Annotated in this window: 19 protein-coding genes and 3 pseudogenes; 12 read left to right on the top strand and 10 right to left on the bottom strand. The window is 68.7% G+C overall.

From position 1 onward, the window contains the following. Nucleotides 1-147 precede the first annotated feature (147 nt). Nucleotides 148-1,173, top strand: a complete 1,026-nt coding sequence (locus tag DI526_RS13845; protein WP_304278960.1) for a low specificity L-threonine aldolase — start codon at nt 148-150, stop codon at nt 1,171-1,173. A gap of 54 nt (nt 1,174-1,227) precedes the next feature. On the opposite strand, the gene DI526_RS13840 is transcribed toward DI526_RS13845, so the two are convergent. Beyond that, entirely contained in the window at nt 1,228-3,000 is a 1,773-nt protein-coding gene (locus DI526_RS13840) for a bifunctional diguanylate cyclase/phosphodiesterase (RefSeq protein ID WP_304278958.1), read from the bottom strand. A gap of 151 nt (nt 3,001-3,151) precedes the next feature. Next, nucleotides 3,152-3,511, bottom strand: coding sequence for a phage holin family protein (locus tag DI526_RS13835; RefSeq protein ID WP_304278956.1), 360 nt, complete (start codon nt 3,509-3,511; stop codon nt 3,152-3,154). Nucleotides 3,512-3,700: 189 nt separating this feature from the next. Here DI526_RS13835 and rpoH point away from each other — a divergent pair, with 189 nt between their 5' ends. The 3 genes and pseudogenes from rpoH to DI526_RS13820 form a co-directional block, all read left to right on the top strand. Continuing rightward, complete coding sequence (rpoH, locus tag DI526_RS13830) at nt 3,701-4,597, top strand: RNA polymerase sigma factor RpoH (protein WP_304278962.1); 897 nt, start codon at nt 3,701-3,703, stop codon at nt 4,595-4,597. A 199-nt stretch (nt 4,598-4,796) separates the two neighbouring features. Beyond that, complete coding sequence (locus DI526_RS13825; protein WP_304278953.1) at nt 4,797-5,513, top strand: alpha/beta fold hydrolase; 717 nt, start codon at nt 4,797-4,799, stop codon at nt 5,511-5,513. 28 nt (nt 5,514-5,541) lie between these two features. Next, a pseudogene (locus tag DI526_RS13820) lies at nt 5,542-5,622 on the top strand (hypothetical protein); the annotation flags it as partial. Nucleotides 5,623-5,741: 119 nt separating this feature from the next. On the opposite strand, the gene DI526_RS13815 reads toward DI526_RS13820, so the two are convergent. The 3 genes from DI526_RS13815 to DI526_RS13805 form a co-directional block, all read right to left on the bottom strand. Further along, the gene (locus tag DI526_RS13815; protein ID WP_304278950.1) at nt 5,742-8,468 is read right to left on the bottom strand and encodes a TonB-dependent receptor; all 2,727 of its coding nucleotides are present in this window, start codon (nt 8,466-8,468) and stop codon (nt 5,742-5,744) included. Nucleotides 8,469-8,688: 220 nt separating this feature from the next. Next, nucleotides 8,689-9,975: an adenylosuccinate synthase gene (locus tag DI526_RS13810; RefSeq protein ID WP_304278947.1), complete on the bottom strand. Its 1,287-nt coding sequence runs from the start codon at nt 9,973-9,975 to the stop codon at nt 8,689-8,691. 123 nt (nt 9,976-10,098) lie between these two features. Then, nucleotides 10,099-10,710 carry an acyloxyacyl hydrolase gene (locus DI526_RS13805; protein WP_304278945.1) on the bottom strand — a complete coding sequence of 204 codons (612 nt, stop codon included), beginning with the start codon at nt 10,708-10,710 and terminating at the stop codon, nt 10,099-10,101. Nucleotides 10,711-10,866: 156 nt separating this feature from the next. Between DI526_RS13805 and DI526_RS13800 the strand changes: the two genes are divergently transcribed. Both DI526_RS13800 and DI526_RS13795 read left to right on the top strand, forming a co-directional pair. After that, entirely contained in the window at nt 10,867-11,844 is a 978-nt protein-coding gene (locus DI526_RS13800; protein ID WP_304278942.1) for a threonine/serine dehydratase, read from the top strand. Nucleotides 11,845-11,982: 138 nt separating this feature from the next. Next, nucleotides 11,983-13,176 (top strand): DSD1 family PLP-dependent enzyme, encoded by a 1,194-nt coding sequence (locus DI526_RS13795; protein WP_304278939.1) that lies wholly within the window; start codon nt 11,983-11,985, stop codon nt 13,174-13,176. 3 nt (nt 13,177-13,179) lie between these two features. Here the strand turns inward: DI526_RS13795 and DI526_RS13790 are convergent, their stop codons facing one another. Beyond that, nucleotides 13,180-14,142, bottom strand: a complete 963-nt coding sequence (locus tag DI526_RS13790; RefSeq protein ID WP_304278935.1) for an acetyl-CoA carboxylase carboxyltransferase subunit alpha — start codon at nt 14,140-14,142, stop codon at nt 13,180-13,182. Nucleotides 14,143-14,422: 280 nt separating this feature from the next. Between DI526_RS13790 and DI526_RS13785 the strand changes: the two genes are divergently transcribed. The 3 genes from DI526_RS13785 to DI526_RS13775 all read left to right on the top strand — a co-directional run bounded on the left by DI526_RS13785 (nt 14,423) and on the right by DI526_RS13775 (nt 16,607). Beyond that, the gene (locus tag DI526_RS13785) at nt 14,423-14,623 is read left to right on the top strand and encodes a hypothetical protein (protein ID WP_304278932.1); all 201 of its coding nucleotides are present in this window, start codon (nt 14,423-14,425) and stop codon (nt 14,621-14,623) included. Between the two features lie 100 nt (nt 14,624-14,723). Next, complete coding sequence (locus tag DI526_RS13780; RefSeq protein WP_304278929.1) at nt 14,724-16,133, top strand: cytochrome P450; 1,410 nt, start codon at nt 14,724-14,726, stop codon at nt 16,131-16,133. A 48-nt stretch (nt 16,134-16,181) separates the two neighbouring features. Further along, nucleotides 16,182-16,607, top strand: a complete 426-nt coding sequence (locus tag DI526_RS13775) for an OsmC family protein (RefSeq protein ID WP_304278926.1) — start codon at nt 16,182-16,184, stop codon at nt 16,605-16,607. Nucleotides 16,608-16,810: 203 nt separating this feature from the next. Here DI526_RS13775 and DI526_RS13770 read toward each other — a convergent pair whose 3' ends face one another. Together DI526_RS13770 and DI526_RS13765 are read right to left on the bottom strand one after the other, a co-directional pair. Next, nucleotides 16,811-17,869 (bottom strand): CoA ester lyase, encoded by a 1,059-nt coding sequence (locus DI526_RS13770; protein WP_304278923.1) that lies wholly within the window; start codon nt 17,867-17,869, stop codon nt 16,811-16,813. Nucleotides 17,870-17,964: 95 nt separating this feature from the next. Next, on the bottom strand, nt 17,965-18,981 hold the full coding sequence (locus tag DI526_RS13765) for a mechanosensitive ion channel family protein (RefSeq protein ID WP_304278920.1): 1,017 nt from the start codon (nt 18,979-18,981) through the stop codon (nt 17,965-17,967). Nucleotides 18,982-19,001: 20 nt separating this feature from the next. Between DI526_RS13765 and DI526_RS13760 the strand changes: the two are divergent. Then, a pseudogene (locus DI526_RS13760) lies at nt 19,002-19,173 on the top strand (hypothetical protein); the annotation flags it as partial. A 25-nt stretch (nt 19,174-19,198) separates the two neighbouring features. On the opposite strand, the gene DI526_RS13755 reads toward DI526_RS13760, so the two are convergent. Continuing rightward, complete coding sequence (locus tag DI526_RS13755) at nt 19,199-20,197, bottom strand: aldo/keto reductase (protein WP_304278917.1); 999 nt, start codon at nt 20,195-20,197, stop codon at nt 19,199-19,201. Between the two features lie 194 nt (nt 20,198-20,391). Here DI526_RS13755 and DI526_RS13750 point away from each other — a divergent pair, with 194 nt between their 5' ends. Further along, nucleotides 20,392-20,877, top strand: coding sequence for a VOC family protein (locus DI526_RS13750; RefSeq protein WP_304278912.1), 486 nt, complete (start codon nt 20,392-20,394; stop codon nt 20,875-20,877). 89 nt (nt 20,878-20,966) lie between these two features. Further along, nucleotides 20,967-21,041: pseudogene (locus DI526_RS13745) on the top strand (hypothetical protein); the annotation flags it as partial. On the opposite strand, the gene DI526_RS13740 reads toward DI526_RS13745, so the two are convergent. Next, the gene (locus DI526_RS13740) at nt 21,038-21,259 is read right to left on the bottom strand and encodes an alkylphosphonate utilization protein (RefSeq protein WP_304278909.1); all 222 of its coding nucleotides are present in this window, start codon (nt 21,257-21,259) and stop codon (nt 21,038-21,040) included. The pseudogene DI526_RS13745 and the gene DI526_RS13740 overlap by 4 nt on opposite strands. Between the last annotated feature and the right edge of the window lie 73 nt (nt 21,260-21,332).

Below are 21,332 nucleotides of genomic sequence, written 5' to 3'. Positions count from 1 at the left end.
GTCGCCGCAAACGGCATGCTGAAATCAAATCAGCCCTGGCAAAAGCCCGGTTGACCCAACACAGTCGCCGGCTCTCCGCTACGCTGCGGCCGGGATGACAAGGGTTTATGTCTTCCAATGAGGGGAGCGCGCCCCTATCCAGGGGGCATGACAGCTCCCCGTTTCGACTTCGCCTCGGACAACGTCGCCGGCGCCATGCCCGAGGTCATGGACGCCCTGATCGCCGCCAACGCCGGGACCGCTTCGGGCTACGGGACCGACCACGTCAGCAAGGCCGCCGCCGACCGCATCCGCGCCCTGCTGGACGCCGACGCCGAGGTGCGGTTCACCGCCTCGGGCACGGCCGCCAACGCCTTCGCCCTCACCGTGCTGGCCCATCCGCACGAGGCGGTGCTGGCCCACGAGCACGCCCACATCTGCACCGACGAGACCGGGGCCCCCGGCTTCTTCGGCCAGGGCGTCGGCCTGATCGGCCTGCCCGGCCCCTCCGGCAAGATCGAGGTGGCGGCGCTGGAGGCGGCGCTCGAGGAGCCCGACGTCTCCTACCGCCAGCCGGCCGCGGCCCTGTCCCTGACCACCGCCACCGAGTACGGCACCGTCTATTCGGAAGACCACCTGCGGGCCCTGGTCACGCCGGTGAAGGCCAAGGGCTACGGCGTCCACCTGGACGGCGCGCGCCTGGCCAACGCCGTCGCCGCCGGCTTGGACCTGAAGAGCATCGCCAGGATGGGCGTCGATATCCTGGTCATGGGCGGCACCAAGGCCGGCTCGACGCCGACCGAGGCCGTGGTGTTCCTCAACCCCGACCATGCCCGCCGCCTCGACTCGCGGCTCAAGCACGCCGGCCAACTGGTCTCGAAAGGCCGCTTCCTGGCCGCGCCGTGGCTGGGCCTGCTGGGCGAGGATGGCTCGGCGGGGCCCTGGGCCGCACGCGCCGCCCACGCCAACGCCATGGCCCAGAAGCTGGCCGGGCTGATGCCCTTCCCGCTCAAGCATCCGGTCGAGGCCAACGGCCTGTTCGTCGAGATGGACGAGCCCGCCCTCGAACGCCTGCGCGGCGAAGGCTGGTTCGTCTACCGCTTCCTGGACGGCACGGTGCGCTTCATGTGCTCCTGGGCGACGACGCCGGAGATGGTGGAAGAGCTGGGCGCGGCGCTGGGGCGCATCCGGTAACCCTCTCGCGAGGGAGAGGGCGGGGCCCGCCGCGAAGCGGTGGAGGGTGAGGGCTTAGGCCCGCGACCGCTGTAACCCCTCATCCTCCCACGCCTGCGGCGCGGGCCCCGCCTTCTCCCTCTGGGAGAAGGTTTCCACCCCCAGCATCCTCGCGATCTCCGCCGCCGGCGCGGGGCGGCTGATGAAGTAGCCCTGGATCTCGGGGCAGCCCTGGCCGCGCAGGGCGTCCAGCTGGGCCTGGGTCTCGACGCCCTCGGCCGTGGTGACGACGCCCATCGAGGCGCCCAGGTCCAGTACGGCCTTGATGATCGCCTGGGCGTCGCTGTCGTGCAGGATGTCGCGGACGAAGGTCTGGTCGATCTTGATCTTGTCGAACGGGAAGCTGCGCAGATAGCTCAGCGAGCTGTAGCCCGTGCCGAAGTCGTCCATCGAGATCCGCACGCCCAAAGCCTTCAGGTCGTGCAGCATCGTCATGTTGGCGGCGTTGTCCTGCAACAGGACCGACTCGGTGATCTCCAGCTCCAGTCGATGCGCCGGCAGGCCCGAGACCGCCAGGGCCGAGACGACGGTGGCCACCAGGCGGCGGTCGCGGAACTGGGCGGGCGAGAGGTTCACCGCCAGGCGCACGTGATCGGGCCAGCGCGCGGCCTCGGCGCAGGCGTGGCGCAGCACCCAGTCGCCCAGCGGCCCGATCAGGCCGATCTCCTCGGCCAGCGGGATGAAGTCGGCCGGCGAGACCATGCCGCGCTCAGGGTGGTTCCAGCGCAGCAGGGCCTCGCAGCCCGTCACCCGCTCGTCGCCCAGGTGATAGAGCGGCTGGTAGTACAGCTCGAACTCGCCGTCCTGCAGCGCGCGGCGCAGATCCAGCTCCAGGGCCCGGCGAGCCTGCAGCTGCTCGTCCATCGCTTGCTCGAAGAAGCGAAACGCGCCCCGACCTTCGCCCTTGGCGCGGTAGAGCGCCATGTCGGCCTTCTTCAGCAGTTCGTCGGCGTCCTCGCCGTCGAAGGGGGCGGCCGAGACGCCGACGCTGGCGCCGATGACCACCTGGTGGCCGGCCAGGTCGAACGGGGCGGCCATGGCCGTGACGATACGGCCGGCCAGGCGCGTCGCCCCGTCCAGGCCTTCGAGCCCCGTCTGCACCACCGCGAACTCGTCGCCGCCCAGCCGCGCGACGGTGTCGCCCTCGCGCACGCAGCGCCGCAGCCGCTCGGCGGCTTCGCGCAACAGGGCGTCGCCCAGCGGGTGGCCCAGGGTGTCGTTGACGGTCTTGAAGCGGTCGAGGTCGATGAAGTGCACCGCCAGCTGGTCGCCCTTGCGCGCCCGGCGGGCCAGGGCCTCGGTCAGCGACTTCTGGAACAGCACGCGGTTGGGTAGGTCGGTCAGCGGATCGTAGTGCGCCAGTCGCGCGATCTGGGCCACGCCCCGGCGATTGGTCTCGTTACTGGCCTGCAGGAGCGCCAGCACCGTGCCGACGCCCAGATAGCGATCGCGCTCGGTGACGATGAAGCCGCGCAAGAGGTCCGAGGCCCGGTACGAGAGACTGTCGGTGGTGAACTCTTCGAGCTCGGTGTCGGCGTCGACGATCAGCGGCTGGCTGTCCATCAGGGTCGAGATCGGGCGGTTGGCGTAGAGCGCCCGGCCGTACTCGGCGGCCATCCGCAGGAAGAAGGCGTTGCGCTCGACGATGCCGATCGGCCGCTGGTCGGCGTCCACCACCGGCACGATCAGGGTGTCGGGTTCCTCGCGGAAGCGCTCGTAGAGCGTCTTGCCCAGGTCGTCCTGGCGCGCCGGCGCCAGCGAAGAAACCGTGTCCCGCAAGGTGAACATGAGTACGCCTCCACTCCGGGGGCGAAGGACCATTTCTCGGCTAACGGGTGACTAATGGACGCACCCTAGACCGATCATTTCGCGAAAACTTCATGGCGGCGTCACAGTGCTTGCGAGCACGTTTACCCTGCTGTCGGCGCAAAGCGGAAAACTATTCCCGCTCCGCCCGCCCCTCGCCCAGGAACGCCTGGCCGACCCAGCTGACGATCCCGGTGACGATCGCGACCTGGATCCCCGCCCACAGGCCCGGCACGCGCAGGCCGTCCAGCAGCCAGTCGACGATGCCGATCATCGCCGCGTTCACGACCAGCAGGAACAGGCCCAGGGTCACCAGGGTCAGCGGGAAGGTCAGCACGGTCACGATCGGCCGCACCACCGCGTTGACCACGCCCAGCAGGAATCCGGCGAGGATCAGGGTCTTCCAGCCGTCGGCGGTGACGCCCGGCACGATGCGGGCGGCCAGCCAAAGGCCCGCGGCGGCGATCAGGATGCGGAGAACGAAACGGATCATAAACGGTCCCAGGCTTCCTTTGAAATCCACGCGTCCAAACTGTCGCCGCATTCGTACAATACCCAAGCCGGCAACTCGGACATTACAAATGCGTTACCGCCCTTCAACCCGTCGTTTCGCGACCTATCTATCCCCTCGTGTGGGGGATGATCGCGCGCGATTGGCGAGCGGATCCGCACACAAGGGGATATAAGTACGATGGCCGTGAATTCTCTATCGGTGATGTCGCCGGACGGCGGCCTGTCTCGTTATCTGACCGAGATCCGCAAGTTCCCGATGCTGAGCAAGGACGAGGAGTTCATGCTCGCCCAGCGCTGGAAGGAGCATCAGGACCCGCAAGCCGCCCACAAGATGGTGACCTCGCACCTGCGCCTGGTGGCCAAGATCGCCATGGGCTATCGCGGCTACGGCCTGCCGATCGGCGAGGTGATCTCGGAAGGCAATGTCGGCCTGATGCAGGCCGTCAAGAAGTTCGAGCCCGAGAAGGGCTTCCGCCTGGCCACCTACGCCATGTGGTGGATCCGCGCCTCGATCCAGGAATACATCCTGCGCTCGTGGTCGCTGGTGAAGATGGGCACGACCGCCGCGCAGAAGAAGCTGTTCTTCAACCTGCGCAAGGCCAAGAGCCAGATCGCCGCCTTCCAGGAAGGCGACCTGCGCCCCGAGCAGGTCAGCGAGATCGCCACCAAGCTGGGCGTGCTGGATAGCGAGGTCATCTCGATGAACCGCCGCCTGTCGGGCCCCGACGCCTCGCTGAACGCGCCCCTGCGCTCGGACAGCGAAAGCGAATGGCAGGACTGGCTGGCCGACGAGGAGCAGGTCTCCCAGGAGACCCGCGTCGCCGAGGACGAGGAAAAGTCGCTGCGGATGTCGCTTCTGGAAGAGGCGATGGTCGAACTGACCGACCGCGAGCGCCACATCCTGACCGAACGCCGCCTGAAGGACGATCCGACCACCCTGGAAGAGCTGGCCGCCCAGTACGGCGTCAGCCGCGAACGGGTCCGCCAGATCGAGGTCCGCGCGTTCGAAAAGCTGCAGAAGACCATGCGCGAGGCGGCGATCGCCAAGAACATGGTCGAGGCCTGAGGCTTCAACGCATCGCTTTGACGAAAGGGCGCTCTTCGGAGCGCCCTTTTTTGTTTGGCCCTCTTCCCTTGCGGGAGAGGGTGGCCCGAAGGGCCGGGTGAGGGGTCGCGATGAGCTTGCCGGACAAGTCTTTCAACCCCTCCTCCGTCAGCTTCGCTGACACCTTCTCCCGCAAGGGGAGAAGGGTCTAGAAGACCCCATGCTCTCGACCCTCCCTCAGCTGATCCTGCTGCCTGGCCTGCTCAACGACGCCGAGCTGTGGCGCGACCAGATCAGCGGCCTGGCCGACGTGGCGCGGATCTGGGTTCCGGACCTGACGCCCTACGCCACGATCCGGGCCATGGCCGAGCATGTGCTGGACGGCGCCGAGCCGACCTTCGCCCTGGCCGGCTTTTCGATGGGCGGCTACGTCGCCCAGGACATCGCCCGCATCGCGCCGGAGCGGATCGAGCGGCTGGCCTTGCTGGACACCTCGATCCATGTGGACACGCCGCAGCGCGCCGCCCAGCGCCAGGCGCTCAACAAGGCCGCGGCCAAGGGCGGGACGTTCCTGGGGATCGGCCAGGCCATCCTGAAGAGCTATGTCGACGCCTCGCGCCTGGACGACGCCGAGCTCACCACCCGCATCGTCGACATGACCCAGCGCCTGGGCCGCGAGGTCTTCCTGCGCCAGAACAGCCTGGAGCGCGAGGACGGCGAGGCGGCGCTGAGGGCGCTCAAGGTCCCGCTGCTGATCATCGTCGGCGAGAACGACCAGATCACCCCGGCCGAGGGCCATCGCCAGATGGCCGCCGCCATCGGCTGCACGCACCTGGTGGTGATCCCGAGCACCGGCCACATGGCGCCGATGGAGTCGCCGGGCGCGGTGAACGGGGCGCTGCGACATTGGCTGGAGCGGCCGGCGGGGCGGCGGTAGGGGTCGAGTTCAGCCACTCCCCCTTCGGTGTCATCCCGGCCGAAGCGTAGCGTAGAGCCGGGACCCAGGGGCCGCGCCCACCGCGCTCTTGCAACCCCTGGGTCCCGGATAGCCTCTACGAGGCTTCCGGGATGACACGGTTAGAGCGCTGAATTCCATCACTCCGCAAAAAAGAAAACCTCCCTGGCGGACCGGGGAGGCTCCTCGTGACTGGCTGTCTACCCCAGCCTAGAAGTTGAAGCGGATCCCGCCGACGTAGCGGGGACCGAACTTTTCGTACTCGATGGGGTAGCGCGACTGGTCGCCGTAGCGGCGCGCGCCCTGGTTGGTCAGGTTGCTGCCGTCGAAGAACACCTCGATGTTCTTGTTGACCTGGTAGCGGACCGAGACGTCCAGCTCCTCGTCGCTGTCCCAGTAGATATCGCCGTTGTCGGTCGGATAGACGCCGCCGTTGATGGCGCGATAGGTCCCGACCGACTGGCCCCACGGGGTGCGGTACTGATAGGCCACGCGGACCGTCAGGCCGTACTTCTCGTAGATGGCCTGGACGTTGTAGACGGCGTCAGAAGTCCCCAGCACCGAGATGGTCCGCGCCGGCACGCCGCCGACCGACGGCAGGGTGACCTTCGACGAGGTCCAGGTCCCCGACAGGCGGGTCCCGAACCCACCCAGCCAGGCCGGCAGGTCGTGGGACTGGACGAACCGCTCGGCCGTGCCGCTGTAGAACACTTCCAGGCCCTGAAGGTGGCCTTCGCCGGCGTTGCCGACGCTGGTGTAGCTATAGCCCGACCGATCGACGCCGTTGCTGTTCAGCGAGTCGTCGCCGAACACCTTCGAGGTCTGCACCAGGACGTCCTTCAGGTCCTTGTAGAACACGCCGGCCGAGATGAAGGTCTCCTTGTCGGCGTACCATTCCAGATAGGTGTCGAGACCGACCTGGCGCTCGGGCTTGGCGTTGGGATTGCCGCCCGAGATCGTCTGGTTGGAGTCGCTGAACGTGAAGTTCGGACGCAGGTCGTCGAAGTCGGCGCGCGAGGCCGAGGTCGTCAGGCCGACCCGCAGCTTCATGTCGTCGCGCACGTTCCAGTTCAGGTGGGCGCTGGGATAGTAGAGCGTGTCGTCGCTCTTGACCTTCACCAGGCGCAGGCCGGCCGGGACGCCCGCCGCGGCCGGGAAGTTCACATAGGCCTGGCCGTCGTTCTCGATGTGCTCGACGCGGGCGCCGTAGACGATGTTGCCCCAGTCGAAGCGCGTGGTGGCCATGGCGTAGCCGGCGGTGATCGTCTCGCCCACGCGCCAGTAGTTGGCCGTGGTGTCGGTCTTGGTCGCCTGGCCCGACTTCACCAGGTCATCGACGAAGTTCGTCGTGTAGTCCTTGTTGGTGTAGCGGAAGCTGTAGTTCAGGTGCTGGCTGCCCAGGTAGCCGATGTTGCTGGCGAACTGGCCCCAGGTCGGCACGCCCGAACCCGAATAGGCCTTGGTGAAGCTGCTCTCGCGCGACTTCTTGGTGCGGTCGGTCCACAGGCCGCCGAACTCGAACCTGGTCTCGTGGCCGGCGAGCTCGCCCTCGTAGTCGAAGTCGGCCTTGGCCGTGTAGGCGTTGGTGAAGTCCCCGCCCTTCAGCATGCCGGCGCTGGTCAGCGGGAACTGGAAGTCCTCGATGTTGTTGACCTGGGCGCCCTTGGTGCGGGCGCCGGTCACGCCGCCGGTCTGGAACAGGCGCACGGTGTTCACGTCGCCGTTGCGGAAATCGTACTCGACGGTCGGGCGAGCCAAGAAGCTGGACGGGCTCTGGAACGCCATGGTCACCGGCGTGTCGCGGCCGTCCTGGGTGTAGGTGTAGTTCAGCCGCCAGGAGGCGCTGAGCTTGTTCCACCTGTGCTCGCCGCCCACCGTGTTGGTGGACATGGCTTCCTTGGTGTCGCGGTAGTCGATGCGGCCGTTGATCCGCGCGCCATAGACCGTGCCCGAGGTCGGGTCGTTGGCGTTGATGTAGGCGGCGCTGGTGTAGCCGTTGCCGGCCGCGTCCGTGCCCTGGTCCAGGCGGAAGATGAAGTTATCGCGCAGCTCGTCGTCGTGGTAATAGGTGTTGATCGTGCTGGCGAAGATCGTGTTGTTGTCGTCAATCTTGTAGTCCAGCCGGATCGAGGCCGACATGTTCTCGCGGGTCAGGCGATAGTGCTTGTTCTCGTGTTCGCGGGCGAAGTGCTTCTCGGGCGCGACGGTGTTGCTGAGATACGGGTCCGTCTCCCAGTTGTCGGTCGCCATCTCGCGCGAATAGTACGAGGCCTGGGCGACCAGACCCAGCTTGTCGGCGAAGATGTTCGAATAGACGAGGTTGCTGTCGATCTCGTCGCCATTGCCCAGGTCGACCTTGCCGACGCCCAGCTTGCCGCTGATCCGCTGGCCCTTGTAGTCGAAGGCGCGGCGGGTGCGGATGTCGACATTGCCCGCGACCGTGTCGCCCGGCATCGACGGCACAATGGCCTTCTCGACCGTGATCCGGCTGGCGATCGCCGACGGGATGTTGTCGAAGCGGGTCGCGCGGCCTTCGGGGCTGACGACGCTGAGGCCGTCGAACGACAGCGTGGTCCAGTAGACCGGCGCGCCGCGCAGGTTGATGTAGCGAGCCTGGCCCTGGTCGCGCTCGACGCCGACGCCCGGCAGGCGGCCGACCGCGAAGGCGATGTTCTGGTCCGGCAGGGCGCCGACGGCGTCGGCCGACAGCACGCTGACCAGCGAGTCGGAGTTCTTCTGGATCAGAAGGGCGGCGGCCTGGCTCTCGGCCAGGGGGCGGCGGGCGGTGACGATCACGTCGCTGACCGAGGTGCTGTCAGCGTCGGCGTCGGGCTTGGCGCTGTCCTCGGCGCGGGCGAAGCCGCCGGCCGCGGCGGCCAGCATGAGCGCCAGGGCGCTGACGCGGCGAAGCAGCGCCGCCTGATTGCGAATGAACATGATGATCCCCTGTCACCGCCGCGACTGCGCGCGACTCCTGTGCCAAGGGCAGGCTGTTAGACGCGGCGTGTTGCCGGTCCGCGACGGCCGGGCGACGATAAGGTGTAGCTTTGATGTCGCTATCGTGACACGGGAAAGCCCCGCGACGCCGCCTCCGGCGCGCGCTCCCGTCCGTCAGACGAAAGCGCTATCGCCGAAAGCGGGCGCGAATGAGGCGGCGCTATCCCTGGAAGGGGTCGCGCATCAGGATGGTGTCGTCGCGCTCGGGGCTGGTCGACAGCAGGGCGACCGGGGCGCCGATCAGTTCCTCGACGCGGCGGACATACTTGATGGCCTTGGCGTTGAGGTCCTTGAACGAGCGGGCGCCGGCGGTGCTTTCGCTCCAGCCTTCCAGCTCCTCGTAGACCGGCGTGGCGGCGGCCTGGTCGCGCAGGCCGGCGGGCAGGTAGTCGAGGACCTTGTCGCCGATCTTGTAGCCGACGCAGATCTTCAAGGTTTCCAGGCCGTCCAGCACGTCCAGCTTGGTCAGGGCCACGCCGTGGATGCCGTTGATGGCCACCGACTGGCGCACCAGCACCGAGTCGAACCAGCCGCAGCGGCGGGCGCGGCCGGTGTTGACCCCGACCTCGCGGCCGACGGTGGACAGGTGCTTGCCGACCTCGTCGAACAGCTCGGCCGGGAACGGGCCCTCGCCCACCCGGGTGGTGTAGGCCTTGACGATGCCCAGCACATAGCCGGTCGCCGACGGGCCCATGCCCGAGCCGGCCGAGGCCTGGCCGGCCGCCGTGTTGGACGAGGTGACGAACGGGTAGGTGCCGTGGTCGACGTCCAGCAGCGAGCCTTGCGCGCCTTCGAACAGGATCTTGCGGCCGGCCTTGTAGGCCTGGTCCAGCACCCGCCAGGCCGGCTGGGCGTAGGCCAGGATGCGCGGCGCCAGTTCCATCAGGGCGTCGAACAGCTCTTGAGCATTGGCCTCCGGCAGCCCAAGGCCGCGACGCAGGGCGCCGTGGTGGGCCAGCAGGCGGTCGATCTTGGGCTTCAAGGCTTCCGGGTCGGCCAGGTCGGCGACGCGGATGGCGCGACGGCCGACCTTGTCCTCGTAGGCCGGGCCGATGCCGCGGCCGGTGGTGCCGATCTTCTGGGTCGAGGCGGCCTCGCGCGCCTGGTCCAGGTCGCGGTGCAGCGGCAGGATCAGGCAGGCGTTGTCGGCCAGGATCAAGAGGTCGGGCGTGATCGCCACGCCCTGGTCGGCGATCTTGTCGATCTCGGTCAAGAGGTGCCACGGGTCGACGACGACGCCGTTGCCGATCACCGAGGTCTTGCCCTGCACCACGCCCGACGGCAGCAGGGCCAGCTTGTAGACCTTGCCGTCGACGACCAGCGTGTGGCCGGCGTTGTGGCCGCCCTGGAAGCGCACCACGACGTCGGCGCGGTTGCTGAGCCAGTCGACGATCTTGCCCTTGCCCTCGTCGCCCCACTGGGCGCCGACAACGGTCACATTGGCCATGGTAGAGATATGCCTTGTCGCCTGCCGGGTGACGCCGCGAGGTCCTTCGACAGGACTCGACCCCGAGCGTTCAATCAGTTTTGGGCGGCGCCGCGCCAGCCGTCAAATCGGCCCGTCGCGAAGTCAGAAGGCGTAAACCAGCCGAACCCCCGCGTCGTCAAGCCCCTGGTTCTTGCCCTGGTGGAAGATCTGGCCGTTCGAGAGGTGGGTGTAGGAGAGCTCCACCGACACCCGATCGCTGACCTGGTAGCCCAGGGCCAGCTCCGGCTCGAACAGCACCTTCGAGCCAAAATCGATGCGGTGGTAATAGAGATAGGTGCGCCGCGCGCGCTCTTCCGGCGTCAGGTTCGGCGCGTTGGCCGGCGGCAGGCCGGTCTCGCCGTCGGTATAGGCCAGGCCCAGGCCCGGACGCAGGTAGAACCCGCCCGGCTTGCCCAGCTCGACCTTCCAGTCGAAGCCCGCCGCGACGAAGTTCGAGGTGTTGTTGGTGTTGATCGACACCATCGTGTGGACCTGCGGCTTGCCCAGCCACTTGAGGCTCTCGATGCGATTGGTGCGATAGCCCAGGTGGATGTCGGCGCCGCCCTCGCGGCCCGCGGCGCCCAGGCCGACCGCGTTGCCGATGAAGGTCACGTCGTGCTTGTAGACACCGACGAACGCCTCTCCGGCGAAGGCGGGGGCGGCGGCGCCCGCCACCAGGACAGAGGCCGTGGCGGCGAGAATGGCGGTCTTCATCGAGTCGTCCTGATCTAAGCCCCCGTCGGCTCTTATGGCGTGAACGGCGAAGCTGGCAAAGGGTTTCGACAGGCGTTGCGCGACAACGCGGCGCTCGCGTTCAAATGGGGCCGCCTGGCTTCAAAAGCCAGCGTCCGCCCCGTAGAACTCTATTCCATGAGCATCACCCTCGACGATATCCAAGCCGCCGCCCAGCGCCTGAAGGGGCTGGCCGTCGAAACGCCGCTGATCGAGAGCCCGGCCCTGAACGCGCGGCTGGGCGGCCGCATCTTCCTGAAGCCCGAGACGCTGCAGCGGGCGGGCGCCTTCAAGTTCCGCGGGGCCTATAATCGGCTCAGCCAGCTGACCGACGACGAGAAGTCGCGCGGCGTGGTGGCCTTCTCGTCCGGCAACCATGCCCAGGGCGTGGCCCTGGCGGCCCAGCTGGTCGGCTGCCCGGCCCTGATCGTGATGCCCAGCGACTCGCCGGCCGTGAAGGTCGAGGGCACGCGGAGCTACGGCGCCGAGATCCGCTTCTACGACCGCTTCACCGAGGACCGCATCGCGATCGCCGACCAGATCGCCGCCGAGCGCGGCTGCGTGGTCGTGCCCTCCTATGACGACCCGCACATCATCGCCGGCCAGGGCACGCTGGGGATCGAGATCGTCGAGCAGGCTGCAGCGCGCGGGGCCAGGCTCGACACCCTGGTCTGCTGCGTCGGCGGCGGCGGGCTGATCGCCGGAACCTCGACGGCGGTGAAGGCGCTCTCCCCCACGACCGAGGTCTGGGGCGTCGAGCCGGCCGGCTTCGACGAGACCCGCCGCTCGCTGGAGAGCGGCCAGCGCGAAACGATCGACAAGGACGCCCGCTCGTTCTGCGACGCCCTGCTGACGCCCATCCCCGGCGAGCTGACCTGGCCGATCAACCAGCGCAATCTCGCGGGCGGCGTGGCGGTCACCGACCCGGAAGTCGCCGACGCCATGCGCTACGCGTTCTCGGTCCTGAAACTGGTGGTCGAGCCCGGCGGCTGCGTCGCCCTGGCGGCGGCGCTGGCGGGCAAGGTCGATCTCAAGGGCAAGACGGCGGCGATCGTGCTGTCCGGCGGCAATGTCGATCCGGACTTGTTCGCGCGGGTGCTGGACGGTCAAATCTAACGCACAACAGCCGTGTCATCCCGGGCGGCGAAGCCGACCCGGGACCCAGGGGCGAGCGGCAGTGGGGCGGCCCCTGGGTCCCGGCTCTCCGCTACGCTGCGGCCGGGATGACACGTTGAAACTATTGGGGAGAGAACAATGAACCTGCCGCCCGCCACCGCTCTCCCCCAGACGCCCCTGCTCGTCGTCGACCGCGCCGCCCTGATGCGCAACATCGACACGATGCAAGCCCTCTGCGACGCCGCCGGCGTCCGCCTGCGCGCCCACGGCAAGACCCACAAGTCCTCCCCCCTCGGCCGGCTGATCGTCGCGCGCGGCGCGGTCGGTCTGTGCTGCCAGACCGTGGGCGAGGCCGAGGCCTATGTCGCCGGCGGAATCAAGGACGTGCTGGTCACCGCCCCGGTCCCGGCCTGGGGCCCGCCGCGTCTGGCCGCCCTGGCCAGGACCGGCGCTGCGGTCGGCGCGGTCGTCGACGACGAAGGCCAGGTCGACCGGCTCTCAGACGCGGCCGTGGCGGCCGGCGTCACGCTCGACGCCGTCGTCGACCTCGACCTCGGCACCCACCGCGCGGGGGTCTATCCGCACGAGGCCCTGCCTCTCGCTCGCGCCATCGACGCCGCGCCCGGCCTGCGCTTCGGCGGGATCCAGGCTTATCTCGGCCACCTGCAGCACCTGGACGACGGCGCGCTGCGGAAGAGCGCCGACGAGGCCGCCTTCGCCACGCTGAAGGCCCTGGTCGCCGAGCTGACGACGGCCGGCCTGCCCCCGCCGGTGGTGACGGGCGGCGGCACCGGCACCCACGCCTTCGACCTGGCTTCGGGCGTCTTCACCGAGCTGCAGGCCGGTTCCTACGCGGTGATGGACGTCGAGTACGACGCCTGCGGCGCGCCGGGCGGCGGCGACTGGCCGTTCGCGCCGGCGCTGTTCGTGGCCGCCACGATCGTCTCGGCGCGCCACAAGAGCCACGTCGTCTGCGACGCCGGCTTCAAGGCGATGTCGATGGACGGACCGCCGGCCCGCGTCGTCTCCGGCGCCGCGCCGGGCTCGCTGTGGCGACCGATGGGCGACGAGCACGGCATGATCGCCCACCCGGCCGCCCTGGGCGTGCTGAAGGCTGCGGGCGGGACGCCGCTGGGCTTCGACGAGGCCGTGGCCGCCGCCGACGCCGATCCGGCGCGCGCCTGGCCGGCCGACGCGCCCAAGGTCGGCGAGGTCGTCTGGCTGCAGCCGGGCCACTGCGACCCGACCATCAACCTCTACGACGCGCTGCACGTCTGGGATGGCCGGCAACTGGAGCGCTGGCCGATCGACGGCCGGCGGATCTCCGCCTGAAGCCTACTGCAAGCCTGCGCGGCCGATCGCGTAGAAGCGCTCGGAGCGCTGCTTGCGCAGCTGCTCGGCGCTCATGTGGGCCATGGCCTTCAGCTCTTCCTCGACCGCGTCGCCGACCGACTTGATCGCCGCCTCCTGGTTCGAGTGGGCGCCGCCGGCCGGCTCGTCGACGATGCGGTCGACGATGCCCAGCTTGATCAGGTCCTGGGCGGTGATGCGCATGTTGGTCGCCGCGTCCTTGGCCCGGGCGCCGTCGCGCCACAGGATCGAGGCCGCGCCTTCCGGCGAGATCACCGAATAGATCGAGTGCTCGAGGATCAGCACGCGGTTGGCGCCGGCCAGGGCGATGGCCCCGCCCGAACCGCCCTCGCCCACGATCGTGGCGACCATCGGGGTGCCCAGGGTCAGGCAGCGCTCGGTCGAGCGGGCGATGGCCTCGGCCTGGCCGCGCTCCTCGGCGCCCAGGCCCGGATAGGCGCCGGCGGTGTCGACGAAGGTGATCACCGGCAGGCTGAAGCGCTCGGCCATGTCCATCAGGCGGACGGCCTTGCGGTAGCCCTCGGGGCGGGCCATGCCGAAGTTGTGCTTCAGGCGCGTGGTGGTGTCGTGGCCCTTCTCGTGGCCCATGACCACGACCGGCTGTCCGCGGAAGCGACCCAGGCCCCCGACGATCGCCTGGTCGTCGGCGAACTTGCGGTCGCCGCGCAGCTCGACGAACTCGTCGATCAGCCCCGCGACATAATCGCGCAGGTGCGGCCGCTGCGGGTGCCGCGCGACCATGGTCTTCTGCCAGGCGTCGAGGTTGGCGTAGGCCTCCTTGCGGAGCTCCTGGGCCCGGTCACGCAGGGCCTGGATTTCGAGGTCGAACGCGCCGGGGCCAGCGGTCTCGGAGAGCTTGGACAGCTCTTCGATCTTGCTTTCCAGGTCAGCGATCGGGCGCTCGAAATCGAGATAATGGGCGGCCATGGACTCTCAAACGTCGCCGTGAATGAAAGGGTGCGAACCTAGTGGCGGAATCCTCCGAGGGAAAGAGGCGAGATTCCGTCGGGGAACCGCCCCGAATCCGCCGGGTTTTATCCACAGCATGGATCAACAGGTGAGTCTCGATTCAGGACTCTCTTGGTCTGGTGAATCGCGACATAGAGTCCTATGTTGTTTTGTAGCGGGGCGCGAAGCCGGCCCGCGCCTACCGCGGCTCCCGCCATCGAATATGCGCGGTCCCGCCTGATGAGAGCGCACAGTTCCCATGCAGGTGTTCACCTTCTTCTGTGTCGAGTCCGACGGCTCGGTCCCGCGTTTCGACGTCACGCCCTGCGCCGACGATAAGGCCGCCCGTGTGCGCGCCTTCGAGCTTCTGGACATGCACCGCCGCTGCGACTTCGTGGAAGTGTGGCGCGGGTCTCAGCGCGCCTTCGACGTCTCGGCCCAGCAGCAGGCGGCCGCTTAATTCAACAACTGATGAATTATTGCGTCGCCGACTAAGCGACGCTAGGCTGCGCTTCCGGATGGGGCCTCTTTAGGCGCCCCGCTTTCCGGAAGGCCGCTCCATGGACGCTCCCGTCCGCGACGCCGAGTTCGGCCCTGGGCCGCTCGTTCCGCCTTTTCCCAAGGTTCACACTCGTCCGCTGGGCGGCTCGCCCCTCGGCGACCTGCGCATCGCGTGGGAAATGAGCCGAAACCTGATCGGGGCCTGGTGCGAAGAAGACTTCGACAACCTCGTCACGCCCTATCATTTCATGGGCCAACCCGGCCTGGTGGTTAGCGATCCCGCCGGCGTGCACCAGGTGCTCTCCTCGCCCAACTTCCGCCGCCCGCTCAAGCTTGGCCGGCCCCTGAAGCCTCTGGCCGGCGAAGGCTTGCTGCTCTCCGAGGGCGAAACCTGGAAGCGCCAGCGCAAGAGCCTTGCGCCCGTCTTCACCCCCGCCGCGATCGGCGGCCTGCTGCCCCACTTCGCGGCGGCGGGCGTCAACTTGGTCGAAGGCCTGACGGACCAGGGGACGGCCAACCTGTCCGAGGCCTTCCACCACGCCACCCTGGACGCCGTGCTGCGCGCGCTCTTTTCGCGCCGCGCCGACCGCGACGGCGCCGTGCTGGCGGAGATCGCGCGACGCTATCTGGAGGGTCCGGCGCACTTCCGCCTGCTGGACTTCATCGGCCGAGGACGCGACGACCTGACCTTCGCGGACGGCGACCGGCGGCGGCTGGGCGGACGCTGGCTGGCCGAGGTCGACTCCTTGATCGCCCAGCGCAAGGCCGCGACGCCGGCCGACGATCGCCCGGGCGACCTGCTGGACCGCCTGCTGGCCGCGCGCGACGAAGACGGCCATCCCCTGCCCGACCAGGAAATCCGCGACCAGTGCAGCTCGATGCTGGCGGCGGGCTTCGAGACGACGTCTCGCCTGCTGTTCTGGGCGGCCTATCTGCTGGCCCGGGATCCGGCGACCCAAGACCGCGTCCGGGCCGAGGTCCAGGCGTTCGCTGTCGAGCACGTGGCCAGCCTCGACGACCTCAAGGCCTGGCCGTTGCTGCGGTCGGTGCTGTTCGAGACCCTGCGGCTCTATCCCACCGCCCCGACCTTCGGTCGCCAGGCGCTGGCCGGCGAGATGGTGCTGGGTCACCCCGTCCCGGCCGGAGCCATGGTCACCATCAGCCCCTGGCTGATCCACCGGCACCGCAAGCTTTGGGACCAACCGACCGCCTTCTTGCCCGAGCGCTTCCTCGACCAGCCGCACCCGTGGGGGATCGAGGCCTTCCTGCCGTTCGGGGGCGGGCCGCGCGTCTGCATCGGCGCCGGCTTCGCCCTGGCCGAGGCGCAGATCATCCTGGCGACCCTGCTGGCCCGGTTCGAGATCGGCCTGGCGGACGAACGGCCGGTAATCCCGGTCGCCTCGATCACCCTGGGCCCCAACCACGAGCCGGACTTCACCCTGACGCCGATCGTCCAAGCGCGGGCTTGATGGGGGTGATAGGAAGGCCGCGCTAGCCACCCTTTCTCGAGGAAAGCCATGACCGAAGCCGTCCCCACCCGTCCGTTCGCCACCGCCACCGACACGGGCAGCGGGTCCTTGCAGACCTTCGTCACGGCCGGCCCCTCGACCATCGTCGCCGACGTCGCGGTCGCCTCGGGCGGCCTCGATCTCGGCCCCGATCCGCACGAGCTGGTCGCCGCGGGCCTGGCGGCCTGCACCACCATGACCCTGCGCCTCTACGCCAACCGCAAGGGCTGGACGATCAGCGGCATGCACGTCGAGGTCTTCTCGCACTACGACAAGGACCAGACCCCGCATGAGCGCTTCGAGCGGGTGATCACCATCGAGGGCGACCTGACCGACGAGCAGCTGGAGCGCCTGTTCGAGATCGCCGAGAAGTGCCCGATCCACCAGCTGCTGACGCAAGGCGCGCGGGTGGTGACGACGGTGGGCGGGAACTGAGGGACGCGTCATCTCTCCTCCCCCATCGGGGGAGGGGGACCGGCGAACGCCGGTGGAGGGGCCCTGTGAGACGGCCACCATCTTTCGGCCAAAAGTCTACGCTGAGAAATCACGCCTAACGCATTCAGCTGAAGCGCCGGAGGCCCCTCCACCGCCATTCGGCGGTCCCCCTCCCCCAGAGGGGGAGGAGAGAGATTTAAGCCCTAAAACCCATACAGCGCCCTATACTCGTCATCCTTCGCCGCGATCTGCTTGGCGCAATCCACCATCACCTTGGCCTGCTTCCAGGTCGCGTCGTCCTGCATCTTGCCGTCGATCATCGCCACGCCCGTGCCGTCGGGCATGGCCTCCAGGATCTTCCTGGCGAAGGCCACCTCGGCCGGGTCGGGGCTGAAGACTGTCTTGGCGATCTCGATCTGGCTGGGGTGCAGGCTCCAGGCGCCGGCGCAGCCCATCAGGAAGGCGTTGCGGAACTGCTGCTCGCAGGCGACCGGGTCGTCGATCGCCCCGAACGGGCCGTAGAACGGCTTGATCCCGTGGGCGGCGCAGGCGTCGACCATCTTGGCGAAGGTGTAGTGCCAGAGGTCCTGTTGCACCGAGACGCGCGTCGATCCGTCCGCGTGCGGATCTTCGATGACGCGGTAGCCGGGATGACCGCCGCCCACGCGGGTCGTCTTCATGGCGCGGCTGGCGGCCAGATCCGCCGGCCCCAGCGAAATCCCCTGCATGCGGGGGCTGGCGGCGGCGATCGCCTCGACGTTCATCACGCCCTCGGCGGTCTCCAGGATCGCGTGCAGCAGGATCGGCCGCGTGACGCCGTGCTTGGCCTCCAGCGAGGCCAGCAGCTGGTCCATGTAGAAGATGTCCCACGGGCCCTCGACCTTGGGGACCATGATCACGTCGATCTTGTCGCCGGCCTTCTCGACGATGGTGCTGATCTCATCCAGGTGCCAGGGCGAGTTCAGGCAGTTGATCCGTGTCCAGAAGCCGACGCCCAGGGCCTTGAAGTCGATCTCGCGCGACATCGCCTCCAGGCCCGCGAGCGCCGCGCCCTTGGCGTCGGCGGGGATGGCGTCTTCCAGATTGGCCAGGATCACGTCGACGGTCGGGGCGATCTCGGGAAGCTTGGCGCGCACCTTCTCCAGGTGCGGCGGCACGAAGTGGATCATCCGCTCCACGCGGGCGGGCGGCTCGCGATAGGGCGTCGGCGCGCCGATCGCCAAGGGTTTGAAAAAGCCGCGCGGCGTCTTCATGCCGGTCACTCCCCGTTCTTGTCTCGCCGCTCTCGGGAGCGGTCATTTCGCAGTTGCGAGAACAGTGCGGCGGCGCGGCATGGAGGTCAAGACTGACGCTTGGGTCAGCTCTTCGGCGGCGGCGGCCGGGGAGCTTCTTCCGGATCCTCGCGCTCGAGGTCGGCGGCGGCGTCGTTGCTGGAGCCGGCCTTGGCCGCCTTGGTCTTGCGACGCCGCGCGGCGGGCTCCAGGCGCAGGCTGGTCAGGGCGTCCTCGCCCTCCTCGCCGAACAGGCCGCGCAGACGCACGTCCCGCTGCGGATACGGGATCTCGATGCCCGCGCCGCGCAAGGCGTCGTCGATCAGCCAGGTATAGGCCGCGAAGATCGCAGCCGGACGCCGCACGGCCTCGACGGTCGGCCAGACGATCAGCTCGAACTTCAGGGCGTGGTCGCCATAGCCGACCAGCCACACCTGGGCGCGGCGGGTGGCGTTGTCGGGCGAGGTGAACGGCGCGCTCTTGGCGGCCTTCAGCACCGCCTCGCGGACCTTCTCCTTGTCGACGCCGAAGGCGGTGACGAACGGCACCCGGATGCGGCGGTTGGTGCCGCGCAGGGTCCAGTTGATCACCTGGTCGTTCACCAGCACCGAGTTCGGGACGATGATGTCGGTGCTGTCGTTGGTGCGGATGCGGGTGGCGCGCGGGCCGATCTCGTGGACCACGCCGCGGCCGCCGTTCGGCAGCTCGACGAAGTCGCCGACCGCCACCAGCCGCTCGAACACCAGACTGACGCCGGACGCGAAGTCTTTGATCACGCCCTGCAGGCCAAGACCCACGCCGACGCCGAGGGCGCCCGCGAACACGGTCAGCGAGGTGAGATCCACGCCCATGGTCGACAGGCCGACCACGACGCCGATGACGATCAGGGCGTAGGTTGAGACCTTCTCGACCACATACAGCGAGGCCGCGTCGCCCGCCGCTCGCTCGCGCAGCCGCCGAAAACCCGCCGAGGTCAGCCGCGCGGCGACCAGGGCCGCCCCGACGATCAGCACCCCGGCCGCCAGCCCGCCGACCGTCACCGACGCCTTGCCCAACTTGATCAGTTCGAACGAGTCGAGCGTGCGGAGCGGGTTGTCGGCCATGGACGGAGTGTGGGCCTAGGTTGCGGCGAGGGGCAAGCGCTCCCCGCCCATATCTACGCCCGTCATTCTCGCCCTCGTGGCGAGAACCCCTCTATCCGCCGCAGGTGCAAGAGGGGCGGACTGCTTAGCAGTCCGCTTGCGTCTCACGTGTCAGCTGAACCAGGGGTTCCCGCCACGAGGGCGGGAATGACGGCCTCTATTGAGGTGGCGAAGGGCCCTACCGCCCCACCATCGCCAGGCCGGCCTTCGTGTAGCGCTCGCCTTCCACCGCCGTTTCCGGCACGGCGGCGGCGATGCGCGCCAGGTCCTCGGCCGAGAGCGAAAGCTCGACCGCGCCGAGGTTCTCCTCCAGCCGGGCGGCCTTGGTGGTGCCGGGGATCGGGGCGATGTCCGGGCCCTGGTGCAGGATCCAGGCAAGCGCCAGCTGGGCCGGGGTCGCGCCCTTCTCGGCGGCGATCTGGGTCAGCGCCTCGACCAGCGACAGGTTCTTGGCCAGCGCCTCGCCCTGGAAGCGCGGCAGGGCGCGGCGGAAGTCGTTGTCGGCTAGGTCGCTCTTCAGCGCGCCGGTCAGGAAGCCGCGGCCCAGCGGGCTGTAGGGCACCAGGCCGATCCCGAGCTCGCGCAGGGTCGGCAGGACCTCCGCCTCCAGCTCGCGGAACCACAGCGAGTATTCGCTCTGCAGGGCGGCGACCGGCTGGACGGCGTGGGCCTTGCGGATCGTCGCGGTGCCGGCTTCGGACAGGCCGAAGTGCTTGACCTTGCCCTCGGCGATCAGGTCCTTGACCGTGCCGGCCACGTCCTCGATCGGCACGTTGGGATCGACGCGGTGCTGGTAGAAGAGATCGATCACCTCGACGCCCAGGCGCTGCAGCGACGCCTCGGCCACGGCGCGGATGTGCTCGGGGCGGCTGTTGGTCCCGCGCATCCGCGAGAAGCCCTCGCCCGTCCCTTCCGGCGCGATGTCGAAGCCGAACTTGGTGGCGATCACCACCTGGTCGCGGAAGGGCTTGAGGCCCTCGCCGACCAGCACTTCATTCGTGTACGGACCATAGACCTCGGCGGTGTCGAAGAAGGTCACGCCCAGCTCGACCGCGCGGGCCAGCAGCTTGTGGGCGTCGGCGGCCTCCAGCGCCGTGCCGTACACCTGCCCCATGCCCATGCAGCCAAGACCGATGGCCGAGACCTCGAGGCCGTCACCGAGTTTGCGCGTCTTCATGGGATGCTCCTTCGTTTGGATGGATCGGCCGCAGATGGGGTCGCCCCGCGCGCGCTGTAGAGCCTTGGCCGCCGGTCTGGAGGATCAGGCAATCTTCCCGTTGCGACAGTCAATCGGCGCGCGCCCGGATTTTCCGCAGCCTCTTGTCGGAACCCTCGCCCCATGCGCGTCCTAGGGGCTAACGGAGGAAGCCCATGTCAAAGATCAGCCCGTTCCTGTGGTTCGACACGGAGGCCGAGGCAGCCGCGCGGTTCTACGTCTCGCTGTTCCCCAACTCGCGGATCGTCAGCGTCAACGGCCTGCCCGTCGACCTGCCGCACACCGGGGCCAAGGCCGGATCGGTGATCACCGTCGCCTTCGAGCTGGACGGCCAGTCCTATGTCGCCATGAACGGCGGTCCGGGGCACCCCTTCACCGACGCGATCTCGCTGACGATCGATTGCGACGGCCAGGACGAGGTCGACCACTACTGGAACGCGCTGACCGCCGACGGCGGGCAAGCGGTGGCCTGCGGCTGGCTGAAGGACCGCTACGGCCTCTCCTGGCAGGTCACGCCGCGCCAGTTGACCGAGATGACCACCGGCCCCGACCGCGCCGCCGCCGCCAGGGTGTTCCAGGCGATGATGGGCATGGTGAAGATCGACATCGCCGGGCTGAAGGCGGCGTACGAGGGGGCGTGAGCCGGCATATCTTCCTCCCCATTAGGGGGGAGGTGGGTCGATGAGAATACGCATCGAGACAGAGGGGAGCGGGCCGCTCATGCGGCGATTTCGGCAGGCCCCTCCACCGGCGTTCGCCGGTCCCCCTCCCCCGGTGGGGGAGGAAGGACGAAGCAAACCCCTAAGCCTTCTTCACGAACTCCGTCCGCAGGACCAGGCCCCGGACCTTGTCGACATTGGCCTCGATCTCGTCGGGGTCGCCGGTCAGGCGGATCTTGCGGACCACCGTGCCGCGCTTCAGGGTCACGCCGCCCGAGCCCTTGACCTTCAGGTCCTTGATCAGGGTGACGGTGTCGCCGTCGGCCAGGATGTTGCCGTTGGAGTCGCGGGTTTCGTCCGACATGGCGGGCCTTTCAGAATGGGCGGCCCGAGCAAGGCAAACCCGTAGATTTGGTGGGGGCTTTCCTAAGCGTGGC

This window comes from Caulobacter segnis (assembly GCF_003243465.1).
GTDB lineage: Bacteria > Pseudomonadota > Alphaproteobacteria > Caulobacterales > Caulobacteraceae > Caulobacter > Caulobacter segnis_A.
This window is presented reverse-complemented; position numbering and strand designations above follow the sequence as displayed.

What these genes read in the sequence shown, in the direction of transcription:
- DI526_RS13840 (WP_304278958.1), bottom strand. Translation starts at nt 3,000, where the DNA reads ATGTTCACCTTGCGGGACACGGTTTCTTCGCTGGCGCCGGCGCGCCAG.
- DI526_RS13765 (WP_304278920.1), bottom strand. Translation starts at nt 18,981, where the DNA reads ATGGCCGACAACCCGCTCCGCACGCTCGACTCGTTCGAACTGATCAAG.
- DI526_RS13790 (WP_304278935.1), bottom strand. Translation starts at nt 14,142, where the DNA reads ATGGCCGCCCATTATCTCGATTTCGAGCGCCCGATCGCTGACCTGGAA.
- DI526_RS13810 (WP_304278947.1), bottom strand. Translation starts at nt 9,975, where the DNA reads ATGGCCAATGTGACCGTTGTCGGCGCCCAGTGGGGCGACGAGGGCAAG.
- DI526_RS13775 (WP_304278926.1), top strand. Translation starts at nt 16,182, where the DNA reads ATGACCGAAGCCGTCCCCACCCGTCCGTTCGCCACCGCCACCGACACG.
- DI526_RS13740 (WP_304278909.1), bottom strand. Translation starts at nt 21,259, where the DNA reads ATGTCGGACGAAACCCGCGACTCCAACGGCAACATCCTGGCCGACGGC.
- DI526_RS13780 (WP_304278929.1), top strand. Translation starts at nt 14,724, where the DNA reads ATGGACGCTCCCGTCCGCGACGCCGAGTTCGGCCCTGGGCCGCTCGTT.
- DI526_RS13750 (WP_304278912.1), top strand. Translation starts at nt 20,392, where the DNA reads ATGTCAAAGATCAGCCCGTTCCTGTGGTTCGACACGGAGGCCGAGGCA.
- DI526_RS13825 (WP_304278953.1), top strand. Translation starts at nt 4,797, where the DNA reads ATGCTCTCGACCCTCCCTCAGCTGATCCTGCTGCCTGGCCTGCTCAAC.
- DI526_RS13805 (WP_304278945.1), bottom strand. Translation starts at nt 10,710, where the DNA reads ATGAAGACCGCCATTCTCGCCGCCACGGCCTCTGTCCTGGTGGCGGGC.
- DI526_RS13835 (WP_304278956.1), bottom strand. Translation starts at nt 3,511, where the DNA reads ATGATCCGTTTCGTTCTCCGCATCCTGATCGCCGCCGCGGGCCTTTGG.
- DI526_RS13800 (WP_304278942.1), top strand. Translation starts at nt 10,867, where the DNA reads ATGAGCATCACCCTCGACGATATCCAAGCCGCCGCCCAGCGCCTGAAG.
- DI526_RS13845 (WP_304278960.1), top strand. Translation starts at nt 148, where the DNA reads ATGACAGCTCCCCGTTTCGACTTCGCCTCGGACAACGTCGCCGGCGCC.
- DI526_RS13815 (WP_304278950.1), bottom strand. Translation starts at nt 8,468, where the DNA reads ATGTTCATTCGCAATCAGGCGGCGCTGCTTCGCCGCGTCAGCGCCCTG.
- DI526_RS13755 (WP_304278917.1), bottom strand. Translation starts at nt 20,197, where the DNA reads ATGAAGACGCGCAAACTCGGTGACGGCCTCGAGGTCTCGGCCATCGGT.
- DI526_RS13785 (WP_304278932.1), top strand. Translation starts at nt 14,423, where the DNA reads ATGCAGGTGTTCACCTTCTTCTGTGTCGAGTCCGACGGCTCGGTCCCG.
- DI526_RS13795 (WP_304278939.1), top strand. Translation starts at nt 11,983, where the DNA reads ATGAACCTGCCGCCCGCCACCGCTCTCCCCCAGACGCCCCTGCTCGTC.